The organism is Alteribacillus sp. JSM 102045, from assembly GCF_041949975.1.
Classification (GTDB): domain Bacteria; phylum Bacillota; class Bacilli; order Bacillales; family Marinococcaceae; genus Alteribacillus.
Map to the genome: position 1 here is coordinate 1 of NZ_JBHFQG010000002.1, position 24920 is coordinate 24920.

Genomic DNA, 24920 nt, shown 5'->3' on the forward strand with positions numbered 1-24920 from the left:
CAAAAGTAGATAAAACGAATCCTAACCAGATTGGTGCATCTATGCCGGGAACCGTCGTGAAAAAGCTTGTGGAAAAAGGTGAAAAAGTCAAAAAAGGCGACCACCTTATGATTACAGAGGCCATGAAGATGGAAACAACCGTACAAGCTCCATTTGATGGAGAAGTGAAAAATGTTCATGTCTCAGATGGAGATACGATTGAATCCGGTGACCTGTTAATCGAACTAGAAAACTAAAATGTATAAAGGACTGTCTCGTTAAGAACGAGGCAGTTTTTTTTGTTGTTTAGGAAATTATGTTTTTACAAGTTGTGGATAACTATCTCCATATTGTTTGATCCGTGTCTAGCTTCAGCGCCCAGCCTCTCGGAGGCCCAAGACGGTTTAAGGAACTTTTGCTAGAATCGCGAACATCGTGTTCGCAACGCAAAAGTCAGCACATCCTGTGGAAGTAAGAGCGCCTTTAGTGACTGGAGAACATTTACCTGTCGAGGCTGATCAGGGCGCTTGCGCTTTTGTTCTACTTTAAGAAAGTTTAACATTGCTAAAGGAATAAAGGATAAGAAAAAGCTAAGGCTTCCGCCATTTGGACTTGGCGGCAAGCCAAGTTTTTCTAATATTTAATAAGAAGGAATATACACAACTATTTCGAATTGTATGGTTGGGTCTAAATATACAGAAATTCATAAAAAAGGAGATTACGATGGAGATACGGAAAATAAAAGAAACAGAAATAAAGCAAAGTCTGGAACTCAACCAATTTGCTTTTCAGTATGAAATGTCGGAAGAAGACAGGGAGATCAGCGAGCAAGTGATGAAACCGGAAAATACTTGGGTGGCAGCAGAAGGAGACAGCATTCTAAGTAAGCTCAATATTTTACCAACTGATGTGTTTGTTGGAGGAAGAAAAATGAAAATGGGAGGGGTGTCGGGCGTAGCTACCTGGCCAGAATCAAGAAGAAACGGTCTCGTTAAACAGCTCTTGGAAGCTTCTTTGAAAGATATGCACGACAGAGGCCATGTACTCTCCTTTCTTTATCCTTTTTCCATTGGTTTTTACAGAAAATTTGGCTGGGAGCTTTTCTGCGATTCTTTGAAATGGAATTTGAAAAAAGATCAATTGCCGGAAAAAGGCGGGATAGAAAAAGGTAGAATTGCCCGTGTAACTTTAGAGGACTGGTCTCGTATTAATAAAGTGTATCAAGCATTTGCAGCCAATTATAATGGAGCTGTGGACCGAAGTGAGACATGGTGGAGGTATGTACAACGAAGAATGAAAAAAGGACATATCGCAGTATATACCAATGACAAAGCCGAAGATACCGGGTACATTATTTATAAGGTAAAAGAGAATAAAATGACTGTTTATGAATACACCGCACTGGATGAAGAGGCAAGGCATCAAATATGGAGGTTTATAGCCAACCATGATTCCATGGTGAATGAAATTGATATAAAACCTCCGATTGATGATCCTATGCGTTATTTTTTACCAGATCCTAAAATAACAGAAACAAGAAACAGTTATTTCATGGCACGAATCGTTGACATAAAAGGGTTTTTAGAACAGTATCCGCTGAAGTTGGGAATAGAAAAGTCTTTTACATTAGCTATAAAAGATAAGAGGTGTGACTGGAATGATGGAATATTCCACGTTACGGCAGCACCAAATAAAAATGAAATTAAAAAGGCAACAGAAACAGAAAAAAAACTTACCATGTCGATTCGCACGGCTGCAGCGGTTTTTCTAGGTTATCTGCCTGTGGAAACAGCTTTTAATGCTGGGAAAATAACTGGAAACAGCGAAGATCTTCAAAAGCTGAAAGAAGCTGTTGTGCCAAACTCTCCTTTTATATATGATTTTTTCTAAAAAAATGGAGCTTCCCGTTAAGTGGGTAGCTCCGCTTTTGTTTGATTAAGAGGGTTTGTTTCTGGTTATAATCATTCCCATGTACCCTAAAATAGTAAATAAAACAGTAACAGTAAGAGCATGGAATAATGCCGGGGTTAAATAGGTAGCCGAATATAGCACAGATATCCCTGCGGCGACTTGGATGAACACCAGAAGCAATGCAGAAATACTTGTCCATACCAAGATTCTATAATGCCGGAAACGTTGAAGCGTCCAAATGACAAGGATAATAAGAAAAACGACTAACAAACTGGCAAAAACCCGGTGAGCAAAGTGAACGCCAATTTCAAATCCAAGCCCTCCGGACATGTTGGGAATAACCTGATTGTTGCATAATGGAAAGCCACCGCAGACATAGGTAGATTCGGTGTGTTTTACATAAGCTCCTGTATAAATAACGGCGTAGCAGTAAACAAGAACGAAAAATAGGTAGGTGCGGTATCCCTTGGAGACTTTTGGCACCGGTATGCTGTTTCGGTCATTTTCAAAAGCGAGAACGGTTAATAAAACCACAGAAGCAAAAGAAATAGTTGAAATACCGAAATGCAAGGCGAGCACGATATCAGAGTTCCCCCAAATGACTGCGCCGGCTCCCATTAAGCCTTGGAAAATAATAAATAAAACAGCCATAAGTGCCATAAATTTTGTCTCACGGAGATGGGATAGTTTTTTCCATGACCAAATCGCCAGAATAATAACGAATAATCCCATTAACCCAGACCAAAGCCGGTGACTGTATTCGATGATGGTTTCTAAAGCAGGGGACTCAGGAATAACTTCCCCAAAACACAGCGGCCAGGTTGCTCCACATCCTTCTGCAGAACCCGTTTTTGTCACTAAGGCTCCTTGCAGCAGAACAATTAACATACCAATGGATGTAATGATGCCGAATATTTTCAGTCCTTTATTATTCATGTTTCATCGTTCACCTCCCCGTCAAGACTAGTACAGACGGTATTTATTGGTTTGATAACACTCTAATCGTAAAGAAAAACAAGGAAAAAAGTCAATTTTAGAAGGGTGAACATTCTGAGGAAATGTTGAAATGTGAAGAAAGTGTGAAACTTGCGAAACTAATGAAACAAAAATGATTTTAAGCTATAATGTCTGTAGTATGAAATTGGGAGAAAAAGTTGAAGGCTGTTTCTCTCATGAAGCGGTTATGTGGTACAATCTGTTTATTGATGAAGAATAGTGAAAAAATCTGTCGATATATTTGTTTCTTCATACAAACAGAAATGCTTGTTCCGGACCGCCAGTTTTGAAGGGGGTGAAAGGATTGAGTAAGACGAATACGGCCATAGAATCCACGAAAGTATTAGAAGCAGAAGAAACAGAAGTGGTTTCTGGGGGGAAATCCTGGAAAGATTACGTAACCCTCGCAAAGATGGGAATCGTAACTTCAAATTTGATTACTACATTTACAGGTCTGTTTCTTGCTTCTGTATATACAGATTTTCAACTCATTCAAAATCTGCACATTCTCATTTTGACAATGGCTGGTGCAGGTTTAGTTATGGCAGGGGGGTGTACGCTTAATAATTATATTGATCGGGACATTGATCATCTGATGGAGCGTACAAAAGAAAGGCCGACTGTCACAGGGAATATCAAACCGACAAATGTGCTCGTAGCAGGGTTAATACAATCTGCAGTCGGGATCATGATGCTTGCAGCTGTAGAAACTATCGCTGCTATTATTGCTATAGTCGGTCTGGTTGTATATGTGTTGATATACACGATGTGGCTTAAAAGAGTATCCACGTTAAATACAGTTGCCGGAAGTATATCAGGAGCCGTTCCGCCGCTTATCGGGTGGGCAGCGGTAGATCCGGGTCTTCATATTTATGCCTGGCTGCTTTTTTCCATTATGTTTATTTGGCAGCCGCCGCACTTCTTAGCTTTAGCTATGAAGCGTTCACATGAATATAAGGCTGCTGGAATTCCTATGCTTCCAGTTGTAGCTGGTTTCGCTATGACAAAACGGCAAATTGTTGTATACGTGGCGACACTGCTTCCTATATCATTGTTTTTGTATGATTTTGGGCTTACCTACACAATCGCAGCTGCTGTGCTTGGATTAGCCTGGCTGCTGCTCGGGTTGGCTGGCTTTAAAATGAAAGATGATATTAAGTGGGCCCGTTTGATGTTTGTGTATTCTTTGAATTACCTAACCATTCTGTTTGTACTTATGGTCATTGTCCACATGTAAAAACTTTGCAAGGTGCACCGCATCTTATGATGAGAAAAGGAAGCATTCACAGATGAAGTCACTAGACTTGCTAGCGCTGTCCGTGAATGCTCTGTTCTCATAAAAAACGGTGAGGGGGAGAATGACTGTAAATACAAGATAAATTATGAAATTATCTTAAATGAAAGAGAGGTTTGATCGCATTATGAAAGGACGCAAAGGCTTATTGCGCTTCCTTCCTCTTTCCGCTATGCTTTTATTTTTAGCAGGATGTGGAGAGGAGAGGTTAACAGCATTAGATCCTTATGGCCCGCAGGCTCAATGGATTTTTGACAACATGATCCTGAGTTTGTATGTCATGGCTTTAGTTATCATTGTTGTTTTTACCTTATTCTTTATTGCTGTGGTAAAGTTCCGCAGAAAACCTGGCGATGATGATATTCCAAAACAGGTTGAAGGCAGCAAGACACTTGAATTAACTTGGACCATTATTCCAATTATTCTGCTTGTCATTCTTGCTGTACCAACAATTGCAGGTACATATTATTTTGCTGAGGAACCTCCAGAAGCTGCGGGGTCAAGCGGTGAAGGAGAAGAAGGTGAAGACGGCGAAGAAGCGGCAGATGCTGCTGCTGAAGGGGATGACGCAGTTGTTATTGATGTAACTGGACACCAATACTGGTGGCAGTTTGATTATCCGGAAGGCTTTACTGCTGGAAATGAAGTTTACATTCCAGCGGGTGAAAAAGTTTGGTTTAATGTAACCGGTAACGATGTTATCCACTCATTCTGGGTTCCTGCACTAGGCGGCAAGATTGATACAATTCCGGGAGTGGAGAACAGCTTATGGCTCGAAGCAGATGAACCAGGTGTTTATAAAGGGAAATGTGCTGAACTATGCGGGCCTTCTCACGCCCTAATGGATTTCAAAGTGGTCGCTTTAGAGCGTGAAGAATACGATGCATGGGTTGAGAGCATGTCTCAAGAGGAAGAACCACCAGAAGAGAACTCTGTTGCAGCAGAAGGACGTCAGGTATTTGAAGATCAAGGCTGTATCGGCTGTCACGCTGTGGAAGGTCAAGGATCTGCACAAGGACCAACGTTAACTAACTTTGCTGATCGTGAGTATATTGCTGGAGTAATTGATTTCAATGATGAAAACCTTGAGCAGTGGATTCGTGATCCGCAATCATTGAAACAAGGTAATAACATGCAGCCATATCCTGATATGAGCGACGAAGATATGGAAGCAATAATCGAATATCTAAATACTCTTAGCGTGGAAGATGAAGAGTAAAATAAATTAAAAAGGAGGTAAACCACGTGTCAACTGCAGCAGCTACTAAAAATAAAAGCGTATTGTGGGATTGGCTTACTACAGTCGACCATAAAAAGCTGGCGGTATTATATTTAATTGCGGGTACGCTGTTTTTCATTAAAGCAGGTATGATGGCTTTGTTTATGAGAATACAGCTAATGTCAGCTGAAAATGACTTTCTCACTGGGCAGACGTTTAATGAATTAATAACCATGCATGGAACGATTATGCTGTTTTTAGCAGCAACTCCGTTAATATTTGCGTTTATGAACTTTGTTATCCCGTTGCAGATCGGTGCAAGAGACGTTGCTTTTCCATTCGTCAATGCACTAGGTTTTTGGATATTCTTCTTTGGTGGACTTTTACTAAGTACAAGCTGGTTTTTTGGTGGAGGTCCAGATGCCGGCTGGACGGCATATGTTCCTTTATCGAGCGGAGAATATGCAGATCTGGGCTTAGATTTCTATGTATTAGGACTGCAGGTTAGTGGTATCGGTACATTGGTTTCAGCTATTAACTTTATTGTAACGATAATTAACATGCGCGCACCTGGTATGACAATGATGAGAATGCCATTGTTCTGCTGGACTGGCCTGGTTGTGTCCATTCTTATCGTTTTCGCCTTTACACCTCTGGCAGCAGGACTTGCACTCTTAATGCTCGATCGATTGTTTGGCGGACAATTCTTTATTCCTGATATGGGAGGTAATGCTGTTCTTTGGCAGCACATCTTCTGGATTTTTGGTCACCCGGAAGTGTATATTCTTGTTCTGCCGGCCTTTGGCATTATTTCAGAAGTTATTCCGGCATTTTCAAGAAAACGGTTGTTTGGTTACACAGCGATGGTATTTGCAACACTGGTTATCGCATTTTTAGGATTTATGGTTTGGGTTCACCATATGTTTACAGTTGGTCTAGGACCGATCACTAACTCTGTATTTGCAATCGCTACAATGGGAATTGCTGTCCCTACAGGTATTAAAATCTTTAACTGGCTCTTTACAATGTGGGGCGGCAAACTTACATTCAACACAGCAATGCTTTGCGCATCTTCTTTTGTCCCAACATTTGTGCTTGGCGGTGTTACCGGTGTAATGCTTGCGATGGTACCTGTCGATTACTTGTATCATGACACATATTTCGTTGTAGCACACTTCCACTATATTATTATCGGTGGTATCGTGTTAGGGCTGCTTGCTGGTACTTACTACTGGTACCCGAAAATGTTCGGTCATAAGCTGAATGAAAAATTAGGAATTCTAATGTTCTGGTTGTTCTATATAGGTTTCCATATGACTTTCTTTATCCAGCACATTCTTGGCTTGATTGGTATGCCAAGACGGGTGTATACGTATCTTGAAGGTCAAGGCATGGAAACAATGAATCTTATTTCCAGTATCGGATCCTTAGTAATGGGGGCAGCTATTCTCGTACTTGTTATCAATGTAGTGTATTCAGCGTTTACAGCTGAGCGTATTACTGTAAATGACCCTTGGGATGCACGTACGCTTGAATGGTCAACACCAACGCCAATTCCAGAGTACAACTTTGCTCAAACACCGCAAGTTCGTTCACTGGACCCATGGTTTTATGAGAAAGTACACGGCGACGGCACCATGAAACCTGCTGAGCCGATGCAGGAAATTCATATGCCAAACGGTTCTATATTGCCTTTTGTTATTGGTTTAGGACTGTATATATGGGGATTTGGAATGATTATGCTTAATATGGAAAGTACCATTGTTACACCATTCCTCGTTATAGGAACAGGCGTTGTCCTCACTTTTGGTTCCATGCTGATACGTTCCATAAAAGAGGATCACGGCTATCATATTCCTCTTGAAGAAGTGAAGAAAATTGAAAGGGAGGTTAGCTAATATGGCAGGATCAGTCGATCTTTCAAAAGGTCTCCCTTCTCATCCGGAAAAATCGACACTAGAAGGGAAGAATAAATTCTTAGGATTCTGGATCTTTCTCGGCGGGGAAACGATCATGTTTGCTACCTTCTTTGGTACGTTTCTTGGATTACGTGAAGGAACAGCCGGCGGACCAACCGCAGAAGAATTGTTTTCCATGCCGTTAGTTTTCATTATGACTATGCTGTTATTAACGAGTTCTTTAACAAGTGTTCTGGCCATGTTTGCCATGAAAAAGAACAACTTCAAGAATATGATGATTCTAATGATAGTCACCGTTCTTCTCGGTGTTGGTTTCTTGGGATTTGAGATTTACGAATTCGTAGAATATGTTCACCATGGCCTTGGGTATACTACCAGTGCATTTGCATCATCATTCTATACCCTGGTAGGCCTTCATGGGGCTCACGTGCTTTTTGGTTTGTGCTGGATTACAACGCTGATCATTCGTTACAGCCGTTCAGGCATTACGTTAACCAATGCTCCGAAATTTTATGTAGCAAGTTTGTATTGGCACTTTATTGACGTGGTGTGGGTCTTTATCTTTACCGTTGTTTATTTAATGGGAATTGGAGGTGCATAAAAAATGTCGGATGAACTTTCTAAGCCATTTGAAAAAAGCTCGATGTCGGAAGAAGAAATTATGAAAATCAATAGAGAAAGAAAAATTCAAATTACGTCTTTTGCTTTCATGATTTTCTTAACCATTCTCGCTTTTGTTGCAGTGGCAACAGAAACAATTGAAGTTGGTTTTGCTGTACCGTTTATTTTGCTTTTAGCTGTGATTCAGTTTTTCCTCCAGATGTTTTACTTTATGCATCTTAAAGACAAAGACCACGGCTGGCCGAATGCATTCATTATTTCCGGTGTTGTTCTTTCTACTCCGGCTCTGATTGCATTAATATTGCTTCTTGGTGTAACAAAATACTAAATAGAAAAACTGCTCCGGAAAACGACCCGGAGCAGTTTTTTCTGTTCACTTGATTGTTATAGGTTATGAATAAAGAAGGCGCCCAATTCATGTATAATGAAAAAAGAATGCATACGAAGGAGGTTTTATACCGTGACCAATCAAAAAGATTCATCCTTATATGATCACAATGCTAACGATAAAATGAATGTATGGATTGCAGTCATATTAACCATAGTCATTAACGGCCTCGTTACCGTGCTGTTTTTCATGGATGGGTTTAGCGGGGAAGTCGAAGGTTTTGATTTAACTATTCTGCCGATGATGAATGCCATATTTAATAGTTTTACGACTGTCTTTTTATTTAGTGCCCTATTTTTTATTTTGCGTAAAAATGTTAAAATGCACCGCCGCTTTATATATGCTGCTTTCACTTCTACCACTTTGTTTCTTGTTACGTATGTGACCTATCATTTTCTGGCTGAATCTACTGAATATGGCGGCAGCGGTATTATGGCCGGCATTTACTACTTTATTTTAATTACACATATAATTCTGGCTATTATCATCGTTCCTTTAGCTGTATTATCTTTCCTGCGCGGTATAAAATACCAGGTGGAAAAGCATAGAAAAATTGCTCGCTGGACCATGCCATTATGGTTGTATGTGAGTATTACCGGCGTACTGGTCTATCTTATGATTTCTCCTTATTATTAATGGCATGGAATCATGTTCTATCGTTTCCTTTTAGGGTGTACGAATGAATGGCGCGATGAAAAAAGGGGCCTCCAAGCGGGAAGCTCCTTTTTTTCATTCCATTTAAACTTTAAAGTTCATTTTAATGATGCCTGCTTCTTTGGCAGAAGTGAATGCAATTACCGCCAGAGGTCCGATGATAAAGCCGATGATCCCGAATAACGTGAGACCAATGTATAACGATATCAATGTTGCTAATGGAGAAAGTCCGATGTGGTGTCCCATTACTTTAGGCTCTACCGTTCTGCGGATGATGAGGAGAACACCTGCTAAAATAAGAAGCTGTGTCCCTGTAAGTGCATTTCCGGAAATAAAATAATATAACGACCATGGAGCAAGGATAGCAATGGAACCAATGATCGGAATAAAATCGATCACCCATATGACAATCGACATAATTATGGCAACGTCCGGAGTGAAAATATAGAGACTCACTATTGTTACTAAAAAAATAATAATACTTACTAAAAATTGAGCTTTAAAAAAGCCTAAAATGACATAGGAAAGTCTTGAGGTCATAAACTTGAATTTCTCAGCTGTATCATTTTTCATAAATGTATACATATTCTTTTTCAATCGAGGCAGTTCCATTAAAAACAAAAACAAAGCAATTAAGTAGACTAGAAACGTAACAAGATACCTCGGGATTGCTGCGACTATTCCAGTAAGCTCATTGATTAGATCGCCGCTTGATAGTTCATCGCGGAGGTTGTTTAACATATCCGTAATTTGATTATTTATTTCATGAATGACTTCTGGAGGCAAATTCAAGTCCTGATAGGCTTTTTCTATTTTAAATTGAATAGTAAGCCAGGTACGATTTAAATCACTCACATAAGCAGGCAGATTCTCAATAAAAGTGACCACTTGCGTTACGACCTGCGTGACAAGTATATAGCCGCTTACACCAAGGATACATAAAAATAATGTGAAAACGAGTGTAACAGCAATACTTCTTTTCACCCCGGTTTTATCCATAATAAAACGAACAGCGGGTGATAACAGTAAAGCTGTCAACAGAGCAAGTATAATAGGACCGGAAACCGGCAGAATGAAATAGGCGCCAATTATAATGAGGGCAATTGTAAGGATGCGAAGGAATATTTTTTTGTTGAAAATGGATGACACGGCCAAGCTCCTTTCGACCAATACCTGATTCTCTGTTTTTAGGCACTGCCATTAACACTTGGCTTTGCCAATTTCTTTCTATTATAATATGATAGCGTAAGAATGAACAGAAATATACTTTAAGCTTAAAGCTTATTGAAAAAGAAAAAACCGGTGAATAAGTGTATTCATCCGGTTTTTAAAATTATGTAAAGGCGGAAAGAAACATGCCTATTTATCGGCTTCCACCAATTCATTATAAACGCTTTCTATCTTGTTTTTACACTTATTCACGATTTTATCAGGGAAATCTTCATCGTATTCGACCCCATGCGGGTAGTAGTGTCTGCCAAGAAATGGAGTAAGTAATTGAACTTCAGCATCCTCTTTAGGGATTTCACCTTGGACTGCAAAAGCTTGAATGCGTAAAAAGTAAGTAGCATCGTCTGTTTTATCAAGCATTTTATAATCAAAAGTAACCCGTTCATAATCCCACTGGCCTTCATGGATAAAGCCATTTTTTTTCATAATTCTTTCTAGACTTCCGAACTGAAACTCTCTTCCGTGGAAGTCGAAATCTTCAATTTTCATGTCATTTCCCTCCTGATAATTACATACAAATCTTATTTTATCATAGTACGAAAAATTCGAAGATGCAACGCTCCGGCATAGAAACTTTTTATGAACATTCTTAAGTAATTAGGGTAAACAGCTGCTCTTACTGTGCAGCCATAAAAACTTCTTCTCTTTCCTAACTGTATAAAAATAAAGACGCTGGGCATATTAACAAGCGAATCTAAAAGATGGAGGTTAAGCCAAATGAAAACCTTACAAGATGTAATGACAACGGATGTAGAATGCTGCAGACCGGATGATACAATTTATGACGCAGCCATGAAAATGAAAGATTACCATGTCGGTGCTATTCCCGTGACCCAAGAAAAAAATTTGATGGGAATGATTACGGACCGGGATATTGTGCTGCGCTGTATTGCTGAAAAGAAACCTAATACTACACCAGTTTCGGAAGCAATGAGCTTCAATGTAATTACGGCTGAACCGAATATGGATATTCACCAGGCAGCTCGAATGATGGCTGAAAAACAAATCCGCCGCCTTCCTATTGTGGAAAACCAGCAATTAGTCGGTATTGCTTCTCTTGGAGATATGGCAGTTGATACCACCACAGATGAAGAAGCATCCTTTGCACTTAGTGAAATTTCGGAAAGACCAGAAGTACATCATTAAAAATCCGGCTGCCCCCAATGACAGGGGCGGCTGATTTTTTACGGTAACTGTCAGAGGCAGTGCTTATTCTTTAAATGAAAGCCTTTTAAAAGAAGAAAAAGTCTGACAACATTAGAGCAGATTGCGTTTGAAACTACTTCACACTGATAACATAAAACGTACCGGACCCGTAGGCGACAACCTCGTCTTGATCATTAAATACTTTTCCTTCGATAATGATCATACTTTTACTTCTTGATATTAATACTGCTTCACAACGAAGAGTCTCACCTGTACCAGGCTTAATGTAGTTGATTTTCATTTCCAGTGTGACAGAACCTTTTCCTTCGGGAGTTAATTCATTAGCAAGGCCCCCCATCGTAGAATCGAGAAGAGTAGCTGTGACACCGCCGTGCACGATGGACAGCGGGTTTTCTAATCCTTTATGAAGAGGAATAGTCACTTCATATATATTATCATCTTTCCATCTTCTATTTGTTTGGAGCCACCCTCCCACAAATGAAAAATACTTACCGTTTCGCCGGCCTTCCCAGCCTTTTATTGTCTCTTCCAATACAATCATTTCGTCCTCTGAAGCTTCTTCAATAAAAACTGCGTATCTTTCTTGTAATTCATTTTTTGATATAGACATTAAGAAGTTCCTTTCTAGTATGAATTTGCATGAAACATTAATATTGTACCTTACTAGACAGACAATGCAAAGAAAGTAAAATATAGGCGAACAAAAATAGGGCAAAAGCGTATGATGGAAACAAATAGGTTTTGCTGGAGGTGGAAAACCATGAGCAATGACTCCTTACCATCGTCTCTTCATGACTTTCGTGAATTTCTCCAAAAACATCCAGGCTTAATCAAAGAAGTAAGAGAAGGTCATCGCACTTGGAATCAACTATATCAAGATTGGGTCATCTTAGGAGAAGAGCATGAGGACTGGAAGCCTTTCCGGGTTTCTGAGGATGAGAAATCACAAAATAACCCTTCTCAATCCGAATCGTTGTCGAATTTAATGAAAACGCTAGGTCAAATTAATATTCAGGAATTACAGCAGCAGATTGCGCAATTCAGCGGTATGATGGGTAATGTCCAGCGAGTACTGCAGCAATTTCAAAAACCTTCCGGACCTCCCCGTCCCCCGCAGGATCCATTTTCCTTTAGAGGTTTTTAAATATAAGGGAGGTTTACGATAATGCATCCCCAAACGTATGCTGTTATTCAATCAAAACCTGAATATAAAGAATATATCCGATTCCATCCACAATGGTATCGTACATTAAATAAGCATCCAGATAAGATAGAAGAATTTGTTTCAGAATCTAAAGTTTATCATGGCCAGACGATTCCGCAGCGTTTAGAGCGGGTACAGAAAAATATGGATATGGTTCTCACGATTCTCAACTTATTAAATAACAAATAAAAAAACTGTATATGTTTAAAAACCTTCCGATGCCGCATACTAAAAAGAGCAAAGGAGGGTTTTTTTAAATGATAAAAGGACTTGCTGCTTTTATTTTTTTGCTTGCAGGAACCGGACATGTTTTCCTTGAAGATGTAAGTGCATTAGAAGTCTTAGAAATTCGGGAAGATGCAGCGGTACCGGCTGCAAAAATGAAAGGAATTCAAAAAGATGATTGGACATTACAATATAAAATAAAGAACAATGATTTATATCTTGAATGTGTGATACCAGATTTTTCTCTTGCAAAAGAGGAGAAAGGCGGAGATGGTTATTTACTCGTTCAAATGAATGGGCAGGAAGCAGCAAAAATGAATCAAGCAGCTTTTATTATGAAAAGTCTCCCGTCCGGTAAGCATAAAATTGAAATACAGCCGGTATCATATGAGGGAGAAGCTAAAGCTGAGACGATTACCTTTGAAGTAGAAATAGCTGAATTTTAAAAATCAGTTTCTTCATTCCTTCGGTGCTTCCGTGTTATAATGATTAGACGGAGGTGTTCTAATGACTGCAGTATTATCAACCGCGGTTGATCTGTTAGATGAATCTGCCTTAGTTGGACAAATCGTTCTCCAATCTGAGGTTTTTATACATTATAAAGAAGCACGCCAGCGGATGGCAAGTGATAAAAAAGCACAGCATTTAATTGCTGAGTTTGCAGATTGTAAAGACAAATATGATGAAGTACAGCGGTTTGGAAAGTATCATCCTGATTATAAGACTATTTCCAAACAAGTTCGTCAAATAAAAAGAGAACTCGACTTGCACGAACCAATTGCAGATTTTAAAAAAGCAGAAAAAGAATTAGAGAAGCTCCTCAATGAAATTTGTGCAGAAATTGCCGGAGCGGTATCACCATCCATTAAAGTACCAACTGGCAATCCATATTTTGATAATGCTTCGTGCGGAGGCGGCTGCGGATCCGGTGGAAGCTGCGGCTGCAGTTAACCTTTATCCTCACACAACTCTGGGATTTTCATTTACCCAGAGTTGTATTTTTTATCGAAGAGGAATACTTTTGACATGAAAGGATATCGAATAGAAAAGGAGGAATCTTTCGTGTTTAAAGGTGAATTTACATATCAGACAATTGTAAAAGCAGATAGAGAAAAAGTATGGGAGTTCTTTATAGATCCAAAAACTCTGGAACATCTTACATCTTTTCCAAAAATTAATGTACTTCATGGAGATCAAACCGCTGAAGGAGAATTCATTCATTTACGTATTGATATTGGATTTCGGAAAATGGATTGGAAGGGAAAGATTGTTCAAGCCGAAAAGCCATCACATATCATAGACATAGGAAAGCAAGGTTACTTATTGGAAGCATGAACATTCTTTTGCCCAGTGGGGGAGAGCTGTCAGGTATTACAGATCGAGTGACATTTAAAAGCCAATTGCCATCCTGGCTGATCAAGTTAGGGCTGAAAGTAATGTTTAAAGTAAGAAAACAAGCAATTAGAACACATTTTTAATGAAAAGCAGCAGATCAAAACGCAAATTTCGCTTGCTCTGCCGCTTATTTTGTTAGTTTTTCCATCCTCTTTCGTACTGTTTTGGTCCCGCTAGCGAGTAATTCAGCTCATTTGCCGCTTTTAAAGGCCAGTAAGGATTTCTCAACAAATCTCTTCCGATAAACACAAGGTCGGCTCGGTCATTTTGCAGAATTTCCTCAGCTTGAATGCCGCTCGTTATTAAACCTACAGCACCTGCATCCAGCCCTGTTTCTTTTTTTATAGCTTCTGCATTCGGTATCTGGAAGCCTGGGAATGTATGGGGCCTTGTAGGGGTTACCCCGCCGGAGCTGCAATCAACAAGATCTGCACCATCCTGCTTCATCCACGATGCCAGCTGAATAAAATCCTCTAATTTATTGCCGTTTTCTTCGTATTCATTTGCTGATATACGGACAAATAAGGGTCCGTGCCAAATAGATCTTATTTCTTTGATAATGTTTTGCAAGAACCGATACCGATTTTGCAGCGATCCTCCGTATTCATCCCCACGTTGATTGGTCAATGGTGAAAGAAATTCATTAATAAGATATCCATGTGCTGCGTGGATTTCTAATACATCAAATCCTGCTTCAGCTGCGCGTTTTGCTGCAGCCTTAAAAGCTTGAATGGTATCACTTATTTGAAAGGTGCTCATCTCTTCTGGTGTTTTCATTTCATCATTGAAAGCAAGAGAAGAAGGGGCAATAATTGGGCCGTCTACTGTAGCTTTTCGACCGGCATGGGCGAGCTGCACCCCGATATGAGAGTCATTTTCTTTTACGGCCTTGGTTAATTTTTTTAAGCCATCAATATGACTGTCATCCCATATGCCAAGGTCTTCATGAGAAATGCGGCCCTGCGGTGTGACCGCGGCAGCTTCCGTGAAAATCAGTCCCGTTTGGCCCATGGCCCGGCTTATATAATGGTACATGTGCCAATCTATAACTTTTCCGTCCTGATTAAAACAAGAGTACATGCACATCGGTGACATGACAATTCTATTTTTTAAGGTAATATTTTTTACAGAAAATGGGGTGAACAATGCTGGCTGCATTCTGTGATTCCTCCTATTGCTAAGTTTTCGCACCTTATTATATTACCAGTTTTCCTAAATGATTTTAAAAGAAAAAGCCCTGAGCAATTGCTCAGAGCTTTGTGTCTGATTGTTGCTGGCTCATGTATCCTCAGGGCCATCTTTCTCCATCTCTCTATCGATGTGAATAGATATTACCTGGAATATTATTTTCCAAGGTAGCGATGGATTAATGCAAGTATCGACCGGCGTGTCATAATACCAATAAATGAATGATCATCGTCTTCAATGCACACAAAAGGATGATTGATAGAAAGCATAAGTGCTTTTCCAAACGTTTCATCCTTATTCATTTTAGGAACTTTTTTAGTCATTACTTCACTGACTTTGTAGTCATGCAGGCGTTCCATTTCTATCCGTTCAATACCTAAAATAGAGTCGAGTATTTGGGCTTTGCTTATCTGTCCTTGAACTTTATATTCTGTATCGAGCACAGGTATAGCGGTGTAGCCTGATTTAATTAGTACAAGTAATGCGTGGTCAAGCGGGTTATTTAATTGAACGTGTGCTACTTTTTCATGAGAGATCATAAGTTCTTTGATCTCGTTATCCATAATCTGACTATCTTTTAAAGTTTGTAACATCTTAATCACTTTCTTTCTAAATTATTTTATCGGTTCAAAAAAGAAAGTGGCCCTAAAAAAGCTAGAAAAACATTACCCATTTTTATATTAGGGGGAGGGGGAAAATATGTCAAGGTTAAAAGGAATTATTTTCCTTTTGATTTGGGTGGTAATTTGCTATGACCCCTTCTATATATACCCCATTGGAAAATAATAAAACATTTATTTTCTTATATTAAATGCAGCGTTAAGCTGGCCGCGCAGCATACGTTCACGCAACTCTTTTTTCGGAAGCTTTTTTTGTTCCATTCTGCGTATATCAAACGTCTGCATTCCATCTTCCATTTTGTTTGCAATATCCACAAGCCTCTCGACATCATCGAAGGAATACTTACGCGTACCACCCAATGTCCTTTCTGGAAAAACCAATTTTCTTTCTTCATAATAGCGGATTTTTCTTTCTGACAACCCGGTCAATTCACTTACTACCCCTATAGTAATCACTTTCTTATCTTTATAAGAAGAAGACATAGACGTGCGCTCCTTTTACATAAAAATAAACGAAAATTCTTTCTTTGGTAATAAATATATCATAAATGAAAGAAAAGTTAATATTTTATGTTAGAAAACTTTACATATTTAAGATATTAAATATAACAAAGGTGAATTTATTTCATTACTTTTCAGAAAATAATTGCTAGTAAACCTTTTTAATGTTAACGTTAATATTATATAAGTTAACAATGATATTTAGGAGTGTGAACAATGACAAATAAGTGGACCCATTTAGCAGAGGAAGTACTGCAAGGAAAATCATTAACAAAACAAGAAGGGCTTGATATTCTTTCAGTGCCCGATCAAGAAATTCTTTCGCTTCTTAACGGCGCATACATACTCAGGCACCATTTTTATAAAAACGATGTTAAACTAAATATGATTGTAAATGCGAAAAGCGGTTTGTGTCCGGAAGACTGTGGATACTGTGCGCAATCATCCATTGCCAATACAAAAGCAGATAAATATCCTCTGCTTGATAAGGACTCTTTGGTACGCGGGGCAAAAGAAGCAATGGAACGGAAGGCCGGAACATATTGTATTGTAGCAAGTGGAAGAGGACCGACAGAAAAAGAGGTGAACCATGTCGCTGAAGCAGTCAAAGAAATAAAAGAAAATATGCCGCTTAAAATCTGTGCCTGTCTCGGCATTTTGAAAGAAGGGCAGGCGGAACGCTTAAAAGAAGCTGGAGTTGATCGGTACAATCACAATTTAAATACTCATAAAGATCATCATACAGCTATTACTACTACACACACTTACGATGATAGAGAAAGAACAGTAAATCATGCGAAAAATGCCGGTATTTCTCCATGTTCCGGTGTCATTGCAGGAATGGGAGAGACAGATGAACAGTTAGTGGAGACATTTTTTGCTTTAAAAGAATTGGATGCTGATTCCGTTCCAGTCAACTTTTTACATCCTGTACAAGGGACGCCGTTAGGAGAACTAGACGGAGTTGCTCCGCTGCGGTCGTTAAAAATACTTGCTGCAGCCAGATACATTCTGCCCGATAAAGAAATCAGGGTTTCTGGTGGACGAGAGGTTAACATTCGTTCATTGCAGCCTTTAACATTATATGCTGCAAACTCTATTTTTGTAGGCGATTATTTAACAACAGGAGGACAGAAAGTAAAAGAAGATCATCAAATGATTGAAGATATGGGCTTTAAAGTCGAACAATATGCTGTACCAGAACCATCATAATAGCAAGCTCGGCCTCCAAGCAGGCCGGGCTTTTTTAGCAGGCTATTCTTTCTAAAAATATTTAAGGGAAATCTCTAGGAGAAAGGAAGCGCTCGCGGTATAATATAGGTGGTGAATAAGTATCGTATAAATGAAATCAGAAAGGAGGAGGATCATCGTGGAACTTACAGAAGGATTGTTAACGAGACGGACCATACATACTTTTACAGACGAACCGGTAGACCCGTCTATTATTGAAAAAGCGATTCATTGTGCCGTTCATGCGCCAAATCATAAAATGACAGAACCGTGGCACTTTTATGCCATAACGGGTAAGACCAAAGAAAGATTGGCCAAAAGACGCAGTCAATTAAAGATAGAAAAATTTATAGACCAAGATTCAGAACGAGCTAAAAAAGCTAAAGAACAGGCGTATAACTTTATGGCAGAGCTTCCCTGGGTAATCGCTGTTACTGCTCACCGTTACAGCGTAGATCCAGTACGTGAAAAAGAAGATTATGCGGCTGCATCTTGTGCCATTCAAAACTTCATGCTTGCCGCCTGGGATGAAGGTGTAGGCACGAAATGGGCAACCGATCAGCTTGTGAAAGACAAAAAAGCAAGAGAAATTATTAATCCCGGAGAAGAAGAAGAGATTATTGGTTTTCTTTTCATGGGCTATCCAAAAGAGATTCCAAAACTAAAATCACGGCATGAACAAGATTGTATGAGCTGGCTCGACTGAGGAGGAGGAGACACCATGAGGAAAATACTATTACTTGCAGCTGCACTGCTGGTGCTGATTGTAGCTTCTGGATTTTTTATTCCAATTCAGCTCAGTGCACCGCCAGATGCCCGTACTATTGTTGATCATACAAATCATACATATGTTACGCCTCCGTGTTTTAATGACGCGGAAGTAAGTAACTACCTCCAAGAAACGGATTATGCTCATGCCCAGGAGTTAGAATATGAACCGGAATCTTCATGTACCGAAGAAACCCTGACAGAAAAAAATGTGCCAATTAATATAGCGTTATTAAAGACGATTGGTATAACAGAAACCAAATGGGATGATGAAACAATATGGGGATAATTAAAAGGGGATATCTCTGGTTTTATTAAGCACGTAACAGAACGATAGACAGAAAAGGAGCGATTGGCGGATGACTACCTCTCACACATTCATAGGCATATGAACTGTGTTTATTGAAGTAAAAAGCCCTTTGTGATGATTTGTTACGTGTGATAAGCTAATATTTGTGGAATTTTCTGATAAACAAAGTGCGGACGACAATTAAAGCATAGGAGATGTATAAAAGAGATGAAAGTAGCTAAATTCGGAGGCACTTCTCTTGCCAGTGCAGAACAAATTAAAAAAGTAACAAACATCGTTACCTCTGATACAGACAGAAAGTTTATCGTTGTATCAGCTCCAGGTAAACGCAGCGATGACGATACTAAAGTAACGGATTTATTGATTAATCTTGGCGAAACTTTTCTAAAGAAAGGAAAAGCAGAAGCGCCTTTACAGGCAGTTGTAGAACGTTATCGTGATATTGCGGAAGGACTTGGACTGGATGAAGATATTGTCCACACCATTGAAGACGACTTGCGGAGCCGACTTGCTTATGATCCATCGAATGAAGGACAGTTTATGGATCAGTTGAAAGCAAGCGGGGAAGACAATAATGCTAAAATTATTGCTCGTTATCTGCAAAGTACTGGATTTGTCGCGGAATATGTTCATCCGGAACAGGCCGGCTTATACGTTAGTGATACACCAGGTAATGCTCAAGTGCTTCCAGAAGCATATGACCATTTGTATAAATTGCGGGAAAAAAGCGGTATTTTAATTATCCCTGGATTTTTCGGTTATTCAAAAGAAGGTCGTCTTGTGACATTTCCGCGTGGCGGATCAGATATTACAGGATCGATTGTAGCGGCTGGAGTTCAAGCTGAGCTGTATGAAAACTTTACGGATGTTGATTCTGTGTTTGCTGCAAATCCGAAAGTTGTAGACAACCCTTGTTCTATCAAGCGGATGACTTATCGTGAAATGAGGGAGCTGTCTTATGCAGGCTTTGGTGTATTTCATGACGAAGCACTTATTCCGGCATTTAAAAAGAATATCCCGGTTTGTGTAAAAAACACAAATAACCCATCGGCAAGCGGAACGATGATTATTAATGAACGGGAATACACCATGAATCCAATCATTGGTATTGCCGCAGAAAAAGGCTTCAGCACCATTTATGTACGTAAGTATCTTATGAACCGTGAAGTTGGTTTTGGGCGCAGGCTCCTTCAAATTATTGAAGACGAAGGAATTTCCTATGAACATATTCCTTCTGGTATTGATGATACTTCTGTTATATTAGATGACAGCCAGTTAACACTGCAAAAAGAAGCTACTATTATCCGCCGGATTATGGATGAGCTAGATGCGGATGATGCGTATATCGAAGACGGTTTTGCCATGATTATGCTGGTCGGAGAAGGCATGCATGAAACCGTAGGCATCGCATCAAGAGCGACAAAAGCTATTTCCGAACAAGGTGTTAATATTGAAATGATTAACCAGGGTTCATCAGAAGTATCGTTGTCATTTGGTATTCACGAAGATAACGTCGACCGAGCGATTCGCGGGTTATATGAAGAGTTCTTCAGTACAAAAGAAGTACTGCAGTAAGTAAAAAGGAGCTCCTTTCCATGCTGTTTGGAAAGAGCTCCTTTATTCTACTTAATTCGTTCACGCTTCTCTTCTAGCAGCAATTCTTTTAACTCCTGAACTTCCCTCTGCAAATCTTCAATTTGATTTTCATTCGTAAATGGAGTAGGTTCTTTCTTTTTCTCATCTTTATCGCTGCCAGGTAATTCCATTTCGTTCGCTTTTTCCACATTACTGACAATAACACCAATGAATAGGTTAAAGATAACAAAGGTGCCTACAAGAACAAAGCTGACAAAATAAACCCAGGCCATCGGCGACTGTTCAAATATTGGACGCATGACCGCACTAGCCCATGATTCCAAAGTAACAACCTGGAAGAGCGTTAATAAGGATAACTGCAGGTTGCCAAAGTATTCTGGTGCAATTTCCTGATAAAGCATCGTTCCAATGACAGCATAAATATAAAAAATGATGCTCATTAAAATAATTATGTTACCCAGCGCTGGAATGGTTAATAAAAGTGCATCGACAAGCCGGCGAAGGGAAGGTATGACAGATATAGCCCGCAGTACACGCAGTACTCTTAAAATCCGGAGTACGGTAACAAAATGGGCCCCTGCAAAAACATGTCCGGCAAACACGATGAGAAAGTCAAACCAATTCCACGTACCTTTAAAAAAGCTTGGCCATGGCTTCGCGGCAATCAAACGAAGAAGAATTTCTATAGTGAAAATCCATAAAAGGATCCGGTCTGCCAAATAAAAAAGGGGGGCATTTTCTTGATACACTGCAGGAAATGTTTCAAGGCCCACAATGGCAGCGTTAATAAGGATAAAAATCATTACGGTGTTTATAAACGCTCGGTGTTCAACCAGGCGGGATATATTATTTCTAAAACGGTCTACAGCCTCGCTGTTCATAAGAGTTGGTTTTCCTCTCCTTTAACGTTTATGTAATGTTAGTGCCTATTAAATTTTACTAAAAGAATAACAGAGAAGAAAGGGATAAGAAGTGAAACAAATGAAGAAACGGTGAAAATTAGCGGCGAGGGTAAATGAAGAAAGAACGAGGAAGTTTTTCATTTATACTTTAACCGACTTCCACTACTTCCTGCCACCCCTTAACATACAAATAAGCTGCCCGTGTTGGACAGCTCATTTATTTATTGAGAGTAAGAAATGGGGCTGCGTGTGTTGGACCCTAATTCTTTTGATCGTTTAATTGCTTCTTCAATGCTGTTTTTGAAATTTTCTTGAACATTATGGTGTTCAAGCATTTTAAACGCTGCTTCGGTCGTTCCGCCGGGACTCATCACTTCGTTATACAAGGCACTTGGAGACTGATCTGTATGCTGCAGACGTTTAGCTGCTCCTGAGAGAGTTTGAATAATTAATTCTTTCGCTTCTGTTTCAGGAAGGCCTGCTTCTTTTGCAGCTGTTTCCATTGCTTCTACAAAATAATAGAAATATGCGGGACCGCTGCCTGAAATCCCGGTGACGGCATCCATTTTTGATTCATCAAAAATAGTTACGGTTCCAATAGCTGCAAATAAAGCAGAAGCTGTATCCAGGTGGTGGGGGCTTGCATAATAGCCCTGGCATAATGCGGTAGCAGACGCATTAACCTTTGAAGAGGTATTAGGCATAGCTCTAACGACAGCCGTTTTTTTACCGAACAGTTCTTCTATATAATGAGTTGAAATGCCTGCTAAAACGGAAATGATCAAATGATTTTCCGTAACATTTTCTTTTATAGAAGCAATACCATCTTCCACATGCATTGGTTTCATTGCTAAGATTACAATGTTTGCTTTTTTTATAGCTTCCTCTTTTGAATCAGCAGTGCTCACATTGTAACGTTCGCTTAAATCATCCAGCCGTTTGTATTGTGTTTTATTGGTGACAATAATTTGTTGTGGTTTGACGAGCTTTTCAGAGAGCAGTCCGCCGAGGATAGATTCTGCCATCGATCCTGCTCCAATAAAAGCAATCGTTTTGTTCTCAAGCATCTTGTTCTCCTCCTATTCTTTTATTTGGCCATTACCAGATATAATATATTTTGAGGAAGTCAGCGCCTTCAGACCCATCGGTCCACGAGCGTGAAGTTTTTGGGTGCTGATCCCGATCTCTGCTCCAAACCCGAATTCATCGCCGTCTGTAAATCGTGTAGAGGCATTATGATATAAAGCAGCAGCGTCAATCTGGCTGAGAAATAGGTTTTTGTTTTTCTCTGTTTCTGTAATAATAGCTTCGGAGTGACCTGTTCCAAACTGCTTAATGTGATCGATTGCTTCATTCGTGTTCTCAACACTTTTTACCGCTGCAATTAAGTCAAGGTATTCTTCCTGCCAGTCTTCTTTACTTGCTTCCTGTACGTTAGGGTGCAATCTTTGAATAAAAGCGTCTCCTCTTATTTCCACACCTTTATTAAACAACGCTTCGATAAGTTCTTTTCCGTTTTCTTCGGCCCATTTCTTATTTACAATAATTGTTTCGGCAGCGTTACAAACAGAAGGGCGCTGAGTTTTTGCATTTACCGCAATAGAAATGCCCATCTCTTTATCTGCCGTTTCATCAATATATACGTGGCAGTTGCCAACACCAGTTTCTAGCACCGGGACGGAGGAATTTTTCACAACTGCCTGAATAAGCCCGGCCCCGCCTCTTGGAATGAGGACGTCAAGATATTCATTCATCGTAAACATTTCGGAAGCAGCTTCTCTTGATGTATCTTCAGCCAGCTGTACTGCTTCTGTGGTTACATTTTGAGAACGCAACACTTTGTGGATAGATGCCACCACAGCTTTATTAGAGTGATAGGCAGAGGAACTACCTCTTAAAAAGGCGGCATTGCCTGTTTTTATACAAAGCCCGGCAGCATCTGCTGTCACATTAGGCCTAGCTTCATATATAATACCGGCCACCCCTAATGGTACACGGATACTTTGAATGTACAGGCCGTTCGGACGGTCCCAGCTTTCTATTTCTTCTCCTATCGGATCTTCAAGAGATGCAACCTGCCTGAACCCATCGGCCATGTTATTAATTCTCTCAGGAGATAATCGAAGACGATCGAGAAGTGCGGCAGATAATCCATTTTTCTCTCCTGCGAGTAAATCTTTTTCGTTTTCCTTTAATATATCCTGTGTATCTTTTTCAAACTGTTCACCCATAGCGTATAATAGGTTATTTTTTTCTTCTGTTGAAAGTTGAGAAATTTGTTCGGCTGCTTTTTTTGCTTTTTTTCCTTGCTCTAGCATAACTCCCATATTATATCCTCTCCTTTGAAATATTTACCCATTCGTCACGGTGAATCACTTCCGCTCTGTTTGTTACGGTAAGTGCTGCTGCATCACTTGTTGACTTTCCTTTAATTTCTTTAATTTCTTCTGCAGACATGTTGACCTGTCCTTTTCCTATTAGTTGCCCTTTTGTGTCTTTTACTTCTACGACGGCTCCGCTTTCAAATGTGCCATGTACCTTTGTAATTCCTGCTGGAAGCAGGCTTTTTCCTTTGTTTAAAAGAGCAGCCTTAGCTCCGTTATCAATAATCAGCTCACCGGCAGGCAGGGAATGAAGGGCCAGCCATTGTTTCTTGCTGTTTAATATAAAGCCTCCTGGAAAACCGATGTATGTTCCGTCTCCTTTTCCTGCAAGAATGTCAGTTAAAAAGGCCGAGCCGTGCCCAGTACCAATAAAGACTCGGACTCCAAGCGAAAGGGCAGTCTCAGCAGCTTCGAGTTTTGACCTCATGCCGCCGGTACCGACGCTGGTGCCGGCTTCACCGGCTTGTTCGTAAAGATCAGGGCTGATTTCTGATAAAAAATGATACCGTTTGGCTCCGGGATTGGTTTTTGGGTTAGAATCGTAGATACCATTTATATCTGTTAGAATCATTAAGCAATCAGCGTGGACCAATCCTCCGACAAGTGCGGACAGCATGTCATTGTCTCCAAAAGTAAGCTCATCCACTGCAATCGAATCATTTTCATTTATAATAGGCAGCACCCAGCGGTGCAGTAATTCGGACAAAGTCGAATAGGCATTTTGGTATTGAGACTTATTGGAGAAATTACTTCTTGTTAACAATATTTGTCCTGTTTCTATGCCATATTGGTTAAAGGCCTCTGTATAGGCTTGCATTAATAATCCTTGGCCGACTGCAGCAGCAGCTTGTTTGCCGGCAACAGTAACTGGCCTGGAAGGATATTTCAGACCCGAAAATCCTGCAGCTACAGCTCCAGATGATATAAGAATAACCTGATGACCGGCATTTCTTAACTCGGCTATAGCTGTTGTATATCCATTTAATTTTTCCCGGCTCAATTCACCCCCGGGATTCGTCAAGGAACTGCTTCCTATTTTGACAACAATGCGTTCTTTTTTCATAGGATCACCTTAGTTTGTAATAAAATAAAAAAACTCTTCTGTCCTCGTTAAAGGACGGAAGAGTTTGGTTCCGCGGTACCACCTTTATTGAAATACGCGGCGCAAACTAGCATACTGCCTCCTGCATACGTATTCCCTCTTTCTCCTGTATCGAAG

29 protein-coding genes and 1 other annotated feature (1 of these 30 running past the window's edge) are annotated in these 24920 nt (G+C 39.9%); of the genes, 18 read left to right on the forward strand and 11 right to left on the reverse strand.

The features are described from left to right. Both ACE1TI_RS01510 and ACE1TI_RS01515 read left to right on the forward strand, forming a co-directional pair. On the forward strand, window positions 1-236 hold a 236-nt coding region (locus ACE1TI_RS01510), incomplete at its 5' end, for a biotin/lipoyl-containing protein (protein ID WP_375005809.1). 466 nt (window positions 237-702) lie between these two features. Next, on the forward strand, window positions 703-1869 hold the full coding sequence (locus ACE1TI_RS01515; RefSeq protein WP_375005810.1) for a GNAT family N-acetyltransferase: 1167 nt from the start codon (window positions 703-705) through the stop codon (window positions 1867-1869). A 45-nt stretch (window positions 1870-1914) separates the two neighbouring features. On the opposite strand, the gene ACE1TI_RS01520 is transcribed toward ACE1TI_RS01515, so the two are convergent. Beyond that, window positions 1915-2826 carry a COX15/CtaA family protein gene (locus ACE1TI_RS01520; RefSeq protein WP_375005811.1) on the reverse strand — a complete coding sequence of 304 codons (912 nt, stop codon included), beginning with the start codon at window positions 2824-2826 and terminating at the stop codon, window positions 1915-1917. 364 nt (window positions 2827-3190) lie between these two features. Between ACE1TI_RS01520 and cyoE the strand changes: the two genes are divergently transcribed. The 6 genes from cyoE to ACE1TI_RS01550 all read left to right on the forward strand — a co-directional run bounded on the left by cyoE (window position 3191) and on the right by ACE1TI_RS01550 (window position 8963). Beyond that, window positions 3191-4123 carry a heme o synthase gene (gene cyoE / locus ACE1TI_RS01525; protein WP_375005812.1) on the forward strand — a complete coding sequence of 311 codons (933 nt, stop codon included), beginning with the start codon at window positions 3191-3193 and terminating at the stop codon, window positions 4121-4123. 184 nt (window positions 4124-4307) lie between these two features. Further along, window positions 4308-5399 carry a cytochrome c oxidase subunit II gene (gene coxB, locus ACE1TI_RS01530; protein ID WP_375005813.1) on the forward strand — a complete coding sequence of 364 codons (1092 nt, stop codon included), beginning with the start codon at window positions 4308-4310 and terminating at the stop codon, window positions 5397-5399. Between the two features lie 26 nt (window positions 5400-5425). Continuing rightward, on the forward strand, window positions 5426-7297 hold the full coding sequence (ctaD, locus tag ACE1TI_RS01535; RefSeq protein ID WP_375005814.1) for a cytochrome c oxidase subunit I: 1872 nt from the start codon (window positions 5426-5428) through the stop codon (window positions 7295-7297). A 1-nt stretch (window position 7298) separates the two neighbouring features. Then, window positions 7299-7919: a cytochrome (ubi)quinol oxidase subunit III gene (locus tag ACE1TI_RS01540; RefSeq protein WP_375005815.1), complete on the forward strand. Its 621-nt coding sequence runs from the start codon at window positions 7299-7301 to the stop codon at window positions 7917-7919. Between the two features lie 3 nt (window positions 7920-7922). Then, on the forward strand, window positions 7923-8267 hold the full coding sequence (locus tag ACE1TI_RS01545; protein ID WP_375005816.1) for a cytochrome C oxidase subunit IV family protein: 345 nt from the start codon (window positions 7923-7925) through the stop codon (window positions 8265-8267). A gap of 183 nt (window positions 8268-8450) precedes the next feature. After that, window positions 8451-8963 (forward strand): DUF420 domain-containing protein, encoded by a 513-nt coding sequence (locus ACE1TI_RS01550; RefSeq protein WP_375006026.1) that lies wholly within the window; start codon window positions 8451-8453, stop codon window positions 8961-8963. Window positions 8964-9065: 102 nt separating this feature from the next. On the opposite strand, the gene ytvI is transcribed toward ACE1TI_RS01550, so the two are convergent. Together ytvI and ACE1TI_RS01560 are read right to left on the reverse strand one after the other, a co-directional pair. Beyond that, window positions 9066-10130, reverse strand: a complete 1065-nt coding sequence (ytvI, locus tag ACE1TI_RS01555; RefSeq protein WP_375005817.1) for a sporulation integral membrane protein YtvI — start codon at window positions 10128-10130, stop codon at window positions 9066-9068. A 210-nt stretch (window positions 10131-10340) separates the two neighbouring features. Beyond that, entirely contained in the window at window positions 10341-10700 is a 360-nt protein-coding gene (locus tag ACE1TI_RS01560) for a YugN family protein (RefSeq protein ID WP_375005818.1), read from the reverse strand. A gap of 228 nt (window positions 10701-10928) precedes the next feature. Here ACE1TI_RS01560 and ACE1TI_RS01565 point away from each other — a divergent pair, with 228 nt between their 5' ends. Continuing rightward, on the forward strand, window positions 10929-11357 hold the full coding sequence (locus tag ACE1TI_RS01565) for a CBS domain-containing protein (protein ID WP_375005819.1): 429 nt from the start codon (window positions 10929-10931) through the stop codon (window positions 11355-11357). A gap of 133 nt (window positions 11358-11490) precedes the next feature. On the opposite strand, the gene ACE1TI_RS01570 is transcribed toward ACE1TI_RS01565, so the two are convergent. Next, window positions 11491-11988 carry a PaaI family thioesterase gene (locus tag ACE1TI_RS01570; protein WP_375005820.1) on the reverse strand — a complete coding sequence of 166 codons (498 nt, stop codon included), beginning with the start codon at window positions 11986-11988 and terminating at the stop codon, window positions 11491-11493. A gap of 150 nt (window positions 11989-12138) precedes the next feature. Here ACE1TI_RS01570 and ylbD point away from each other — a divergent pair, with 150 nt between their 5' ends. The 5 genes from ylbD to ACE1TI_RS01595 all read left to right on the forward strand — a co-directional run bounded on the left by ylbD (window position 12139) and on the right by ACE1TI_RS01595 (window position 14142). Further along, on the forward strand, window positions 12139-12522 hold the full coding sequence (gene ylbD, locus ACE1TI_RS01575) for a spore coat protein YlbD (RefSeq protein WP_375005821.1): 384 nt from the start codon (window positions 12139-12141) through the stop codon (window positions 12520-12522). Window positions 12523-12543: 21 nt separating this feature from the next. Continuing rightward, entirely contained in the window at window positions 12544-12771 is a 228-nt protein-coding gene (locus ACE1TI_RS01580; protein ID WP_375005822.1) for a YlbE-like family protein, read from the forward strand. Window positions 12772-12839: 68 nt separating this feature from the next. Beyond that, on the forward strand, window positions 12840-13253 hold the full coding sequence (locus ACE1TI_RS01585; RefSeq protein ID WP_375005823.1) for a hypothetical protein: 414 nt from the start codon (window positions 12840-12842) through the stop codon (window positions 13251-13253). A 61-nt stretch (window positions 13254-13314) separates the two neighbouring features. Continuing rightward, complete coding sequence (locus ACE1TI_RS01590; RefSeq protein WP_375005824.1) at window positions 13315-13758, forward strand: YlbF/YmcA family competence regulator; 444 nt, start codon at window positions 13315-13317, stop codon at window positions 13756-13758. Between the two features lie 111 nt (window positions 13759-13869). After that, on the forward strand, window positions 13870-14142 hold the full coding sequence (locus ACE1TI_RS01595; RefSeq protein ID WP_375005825.1) for a hypothetical protein: 273 nt from the start codon (window positions 13870-13872) through the stop codon (window positions 14140-14142). 195 nt (window positions 14143-14337) lie between these two features. Here the strand turns inward: ACE1TI_RS01595 and namA are convergent, their stop codons facing one another. The 3 genes from namA to ACE1TI_RS01610 all read right to left on the reverse strand — a co-directional run bounded on the left by namA (window position 14338) and on the right by ACE1TI_RS01610 (window position 16493). Then, complete coding sequence (namA, locus tag ACE1TI_RS01600) at window positions 14338-15360, reverse strand: NADPH dehydrogenase NamA (protein ID WP_375005826.1); 1023 nt, start codon at window positions 15358-15360, stop codon at window positions 14338-14340. A gap of 185 nt (window positions 15361-15545) precedes the next feature. Continuing rightward, on the reverse strand, window positions 15546-15983 hold the full coding sequence (gene cbpB / locus ACE1TI_RS01605; protein WP_375005827.1) for a cyclic-di-AMP-binding protein CbpB: 438 nt from the start codon (window positions 15981-15983) through the stop codon (window positions 15546-15548). 201 nt (window positions 15984-16184) lie between these two features. Then, a complete protein-coding gene (locus tag ACE1TI_RS01610) occupies window positions 16185-16493 on the reverse strand; it encodes a MerR family transcriptional regulator (protein ID WP_375005828.1) in 309 nt (102 codons plus the stop codon). Window positions 16494-16727: 234 nt separating this feature from the next. Here ACE1TI_RS01610 and bioB point away from each other — a divergent pair, with 234 nt between their 5' ends. The 4 genes from bioB to ACE1TI_RS01630 all read left to right on the forward strand — a co-directional run bounded on the left by bioB (window position 16728) and on the right by ACE1TI_RS01630 (window position 20394). Then, on the forward strand, window positions 16728-17723 hold the full coding sequence (gene bioB, locus ACE1TI_RS01615; RefSeq protein ID WP_375005829.1) for a biotin synthase BioB: 996 nt from the start codon (window positions 16728-16730) through the stop codon (window positions 17721-17723). Between the two features lie 157 nt (window positions 17724-17880). Next, a complete protein-coding gene (locus tag ACE1TI_RS01620) occupies window positions 17881-18447 on the forward strand; it encodes a nitroreductase family protein (RefSeq protein ID WP_375005830.1) in 567 nt (188 codons plus the stop codon). Window positions 18448-18462: 15 nt separating this feature from the next. Then, complete coding sequence (locus tag ACE1TI_RS01625; protein WP_375005831.1) at window positions 18463-18798, forward strand: hypothetical protein; 336 nt, start codon at window positions 18463-18465, stop codon at window positions 18796-18798. Window positions 18799-19026: 228 nt separating this feature from the next. Next, a complete protein-coding gene (locus ACE1TI_RS01630; RefSeq protein ID WP_375005832.1) occupies window positions 19027-20394 on the forward strand; it encodes an aspartate kinase in 1368 nt (455 codons plus the stop codon). A gap of 47 nt (window positions 20395-20441) precedes the next feature. Here the strand turns inward: ACE1TI_RS01630 and ACE1TI_RS01635 are convergent, their stop codons facing one another. From ACE1TI_RS01635 to proB, 4 genes are all read right to left on the reverse strand, one after another. Next, complete coding sequence (locus ACE1TI_RS01635; RefSeq protein WP_375005833.1) at window positions 20442-21296, reverse strand: ion transporter; 855 nt, start codon at window positions 21294-21296, stop codon at window positions 20442-20444. A gap of 242 nt (window positions 21297-21538) precedes the next feature. Then, window positions 21539-22384 (reverse strand): pyrroline-5-carboxylate reductase, encoded by an 846-nt coding sequence (gene proC, locus ACE1TI_RS01640; RefSeq protein ID WP_375005834.1) that lies wholly within the window; start codon window positions 22382-22384, stop codon window positions 21539-21541. A gap of 12 nt (window positions 22385-22396) precedes the next feature. Beyond that, window positions 22397-23644 carry a glutamate-5-semialdehyde dehydrogenase gene (locus ACE1TI_RS01645; protein WP_375005835.1) on the reverse strand — a complete coding sequence of 416 codons (1248 nt, stop codon included), beginning with the start codon at window positions 23642-23644 and terminating at the stop codon, window positions 22397-22399. Between the two features lies 1 nt (window position 23645). Next, window positions 23646-24764 carry a glutamate 5-kinase gene (gene proB / locus ACE1TI_RS01650; protein ID WP_375005836.1) on the reverse strand — a complete coding sequence of 373 codons (1119 nt, stop codon included), beginning with the start codon at window positions 24762-24764 and terminating at the stop codon, window positions 23646-23648. A 47-nt stretch (window positions 24765-24811) separates the two neighbouring features. Further along, window positions 24812-24920, reverse strand: a binding site (T-box leader) (it continues 135 nt past the right edge of the window).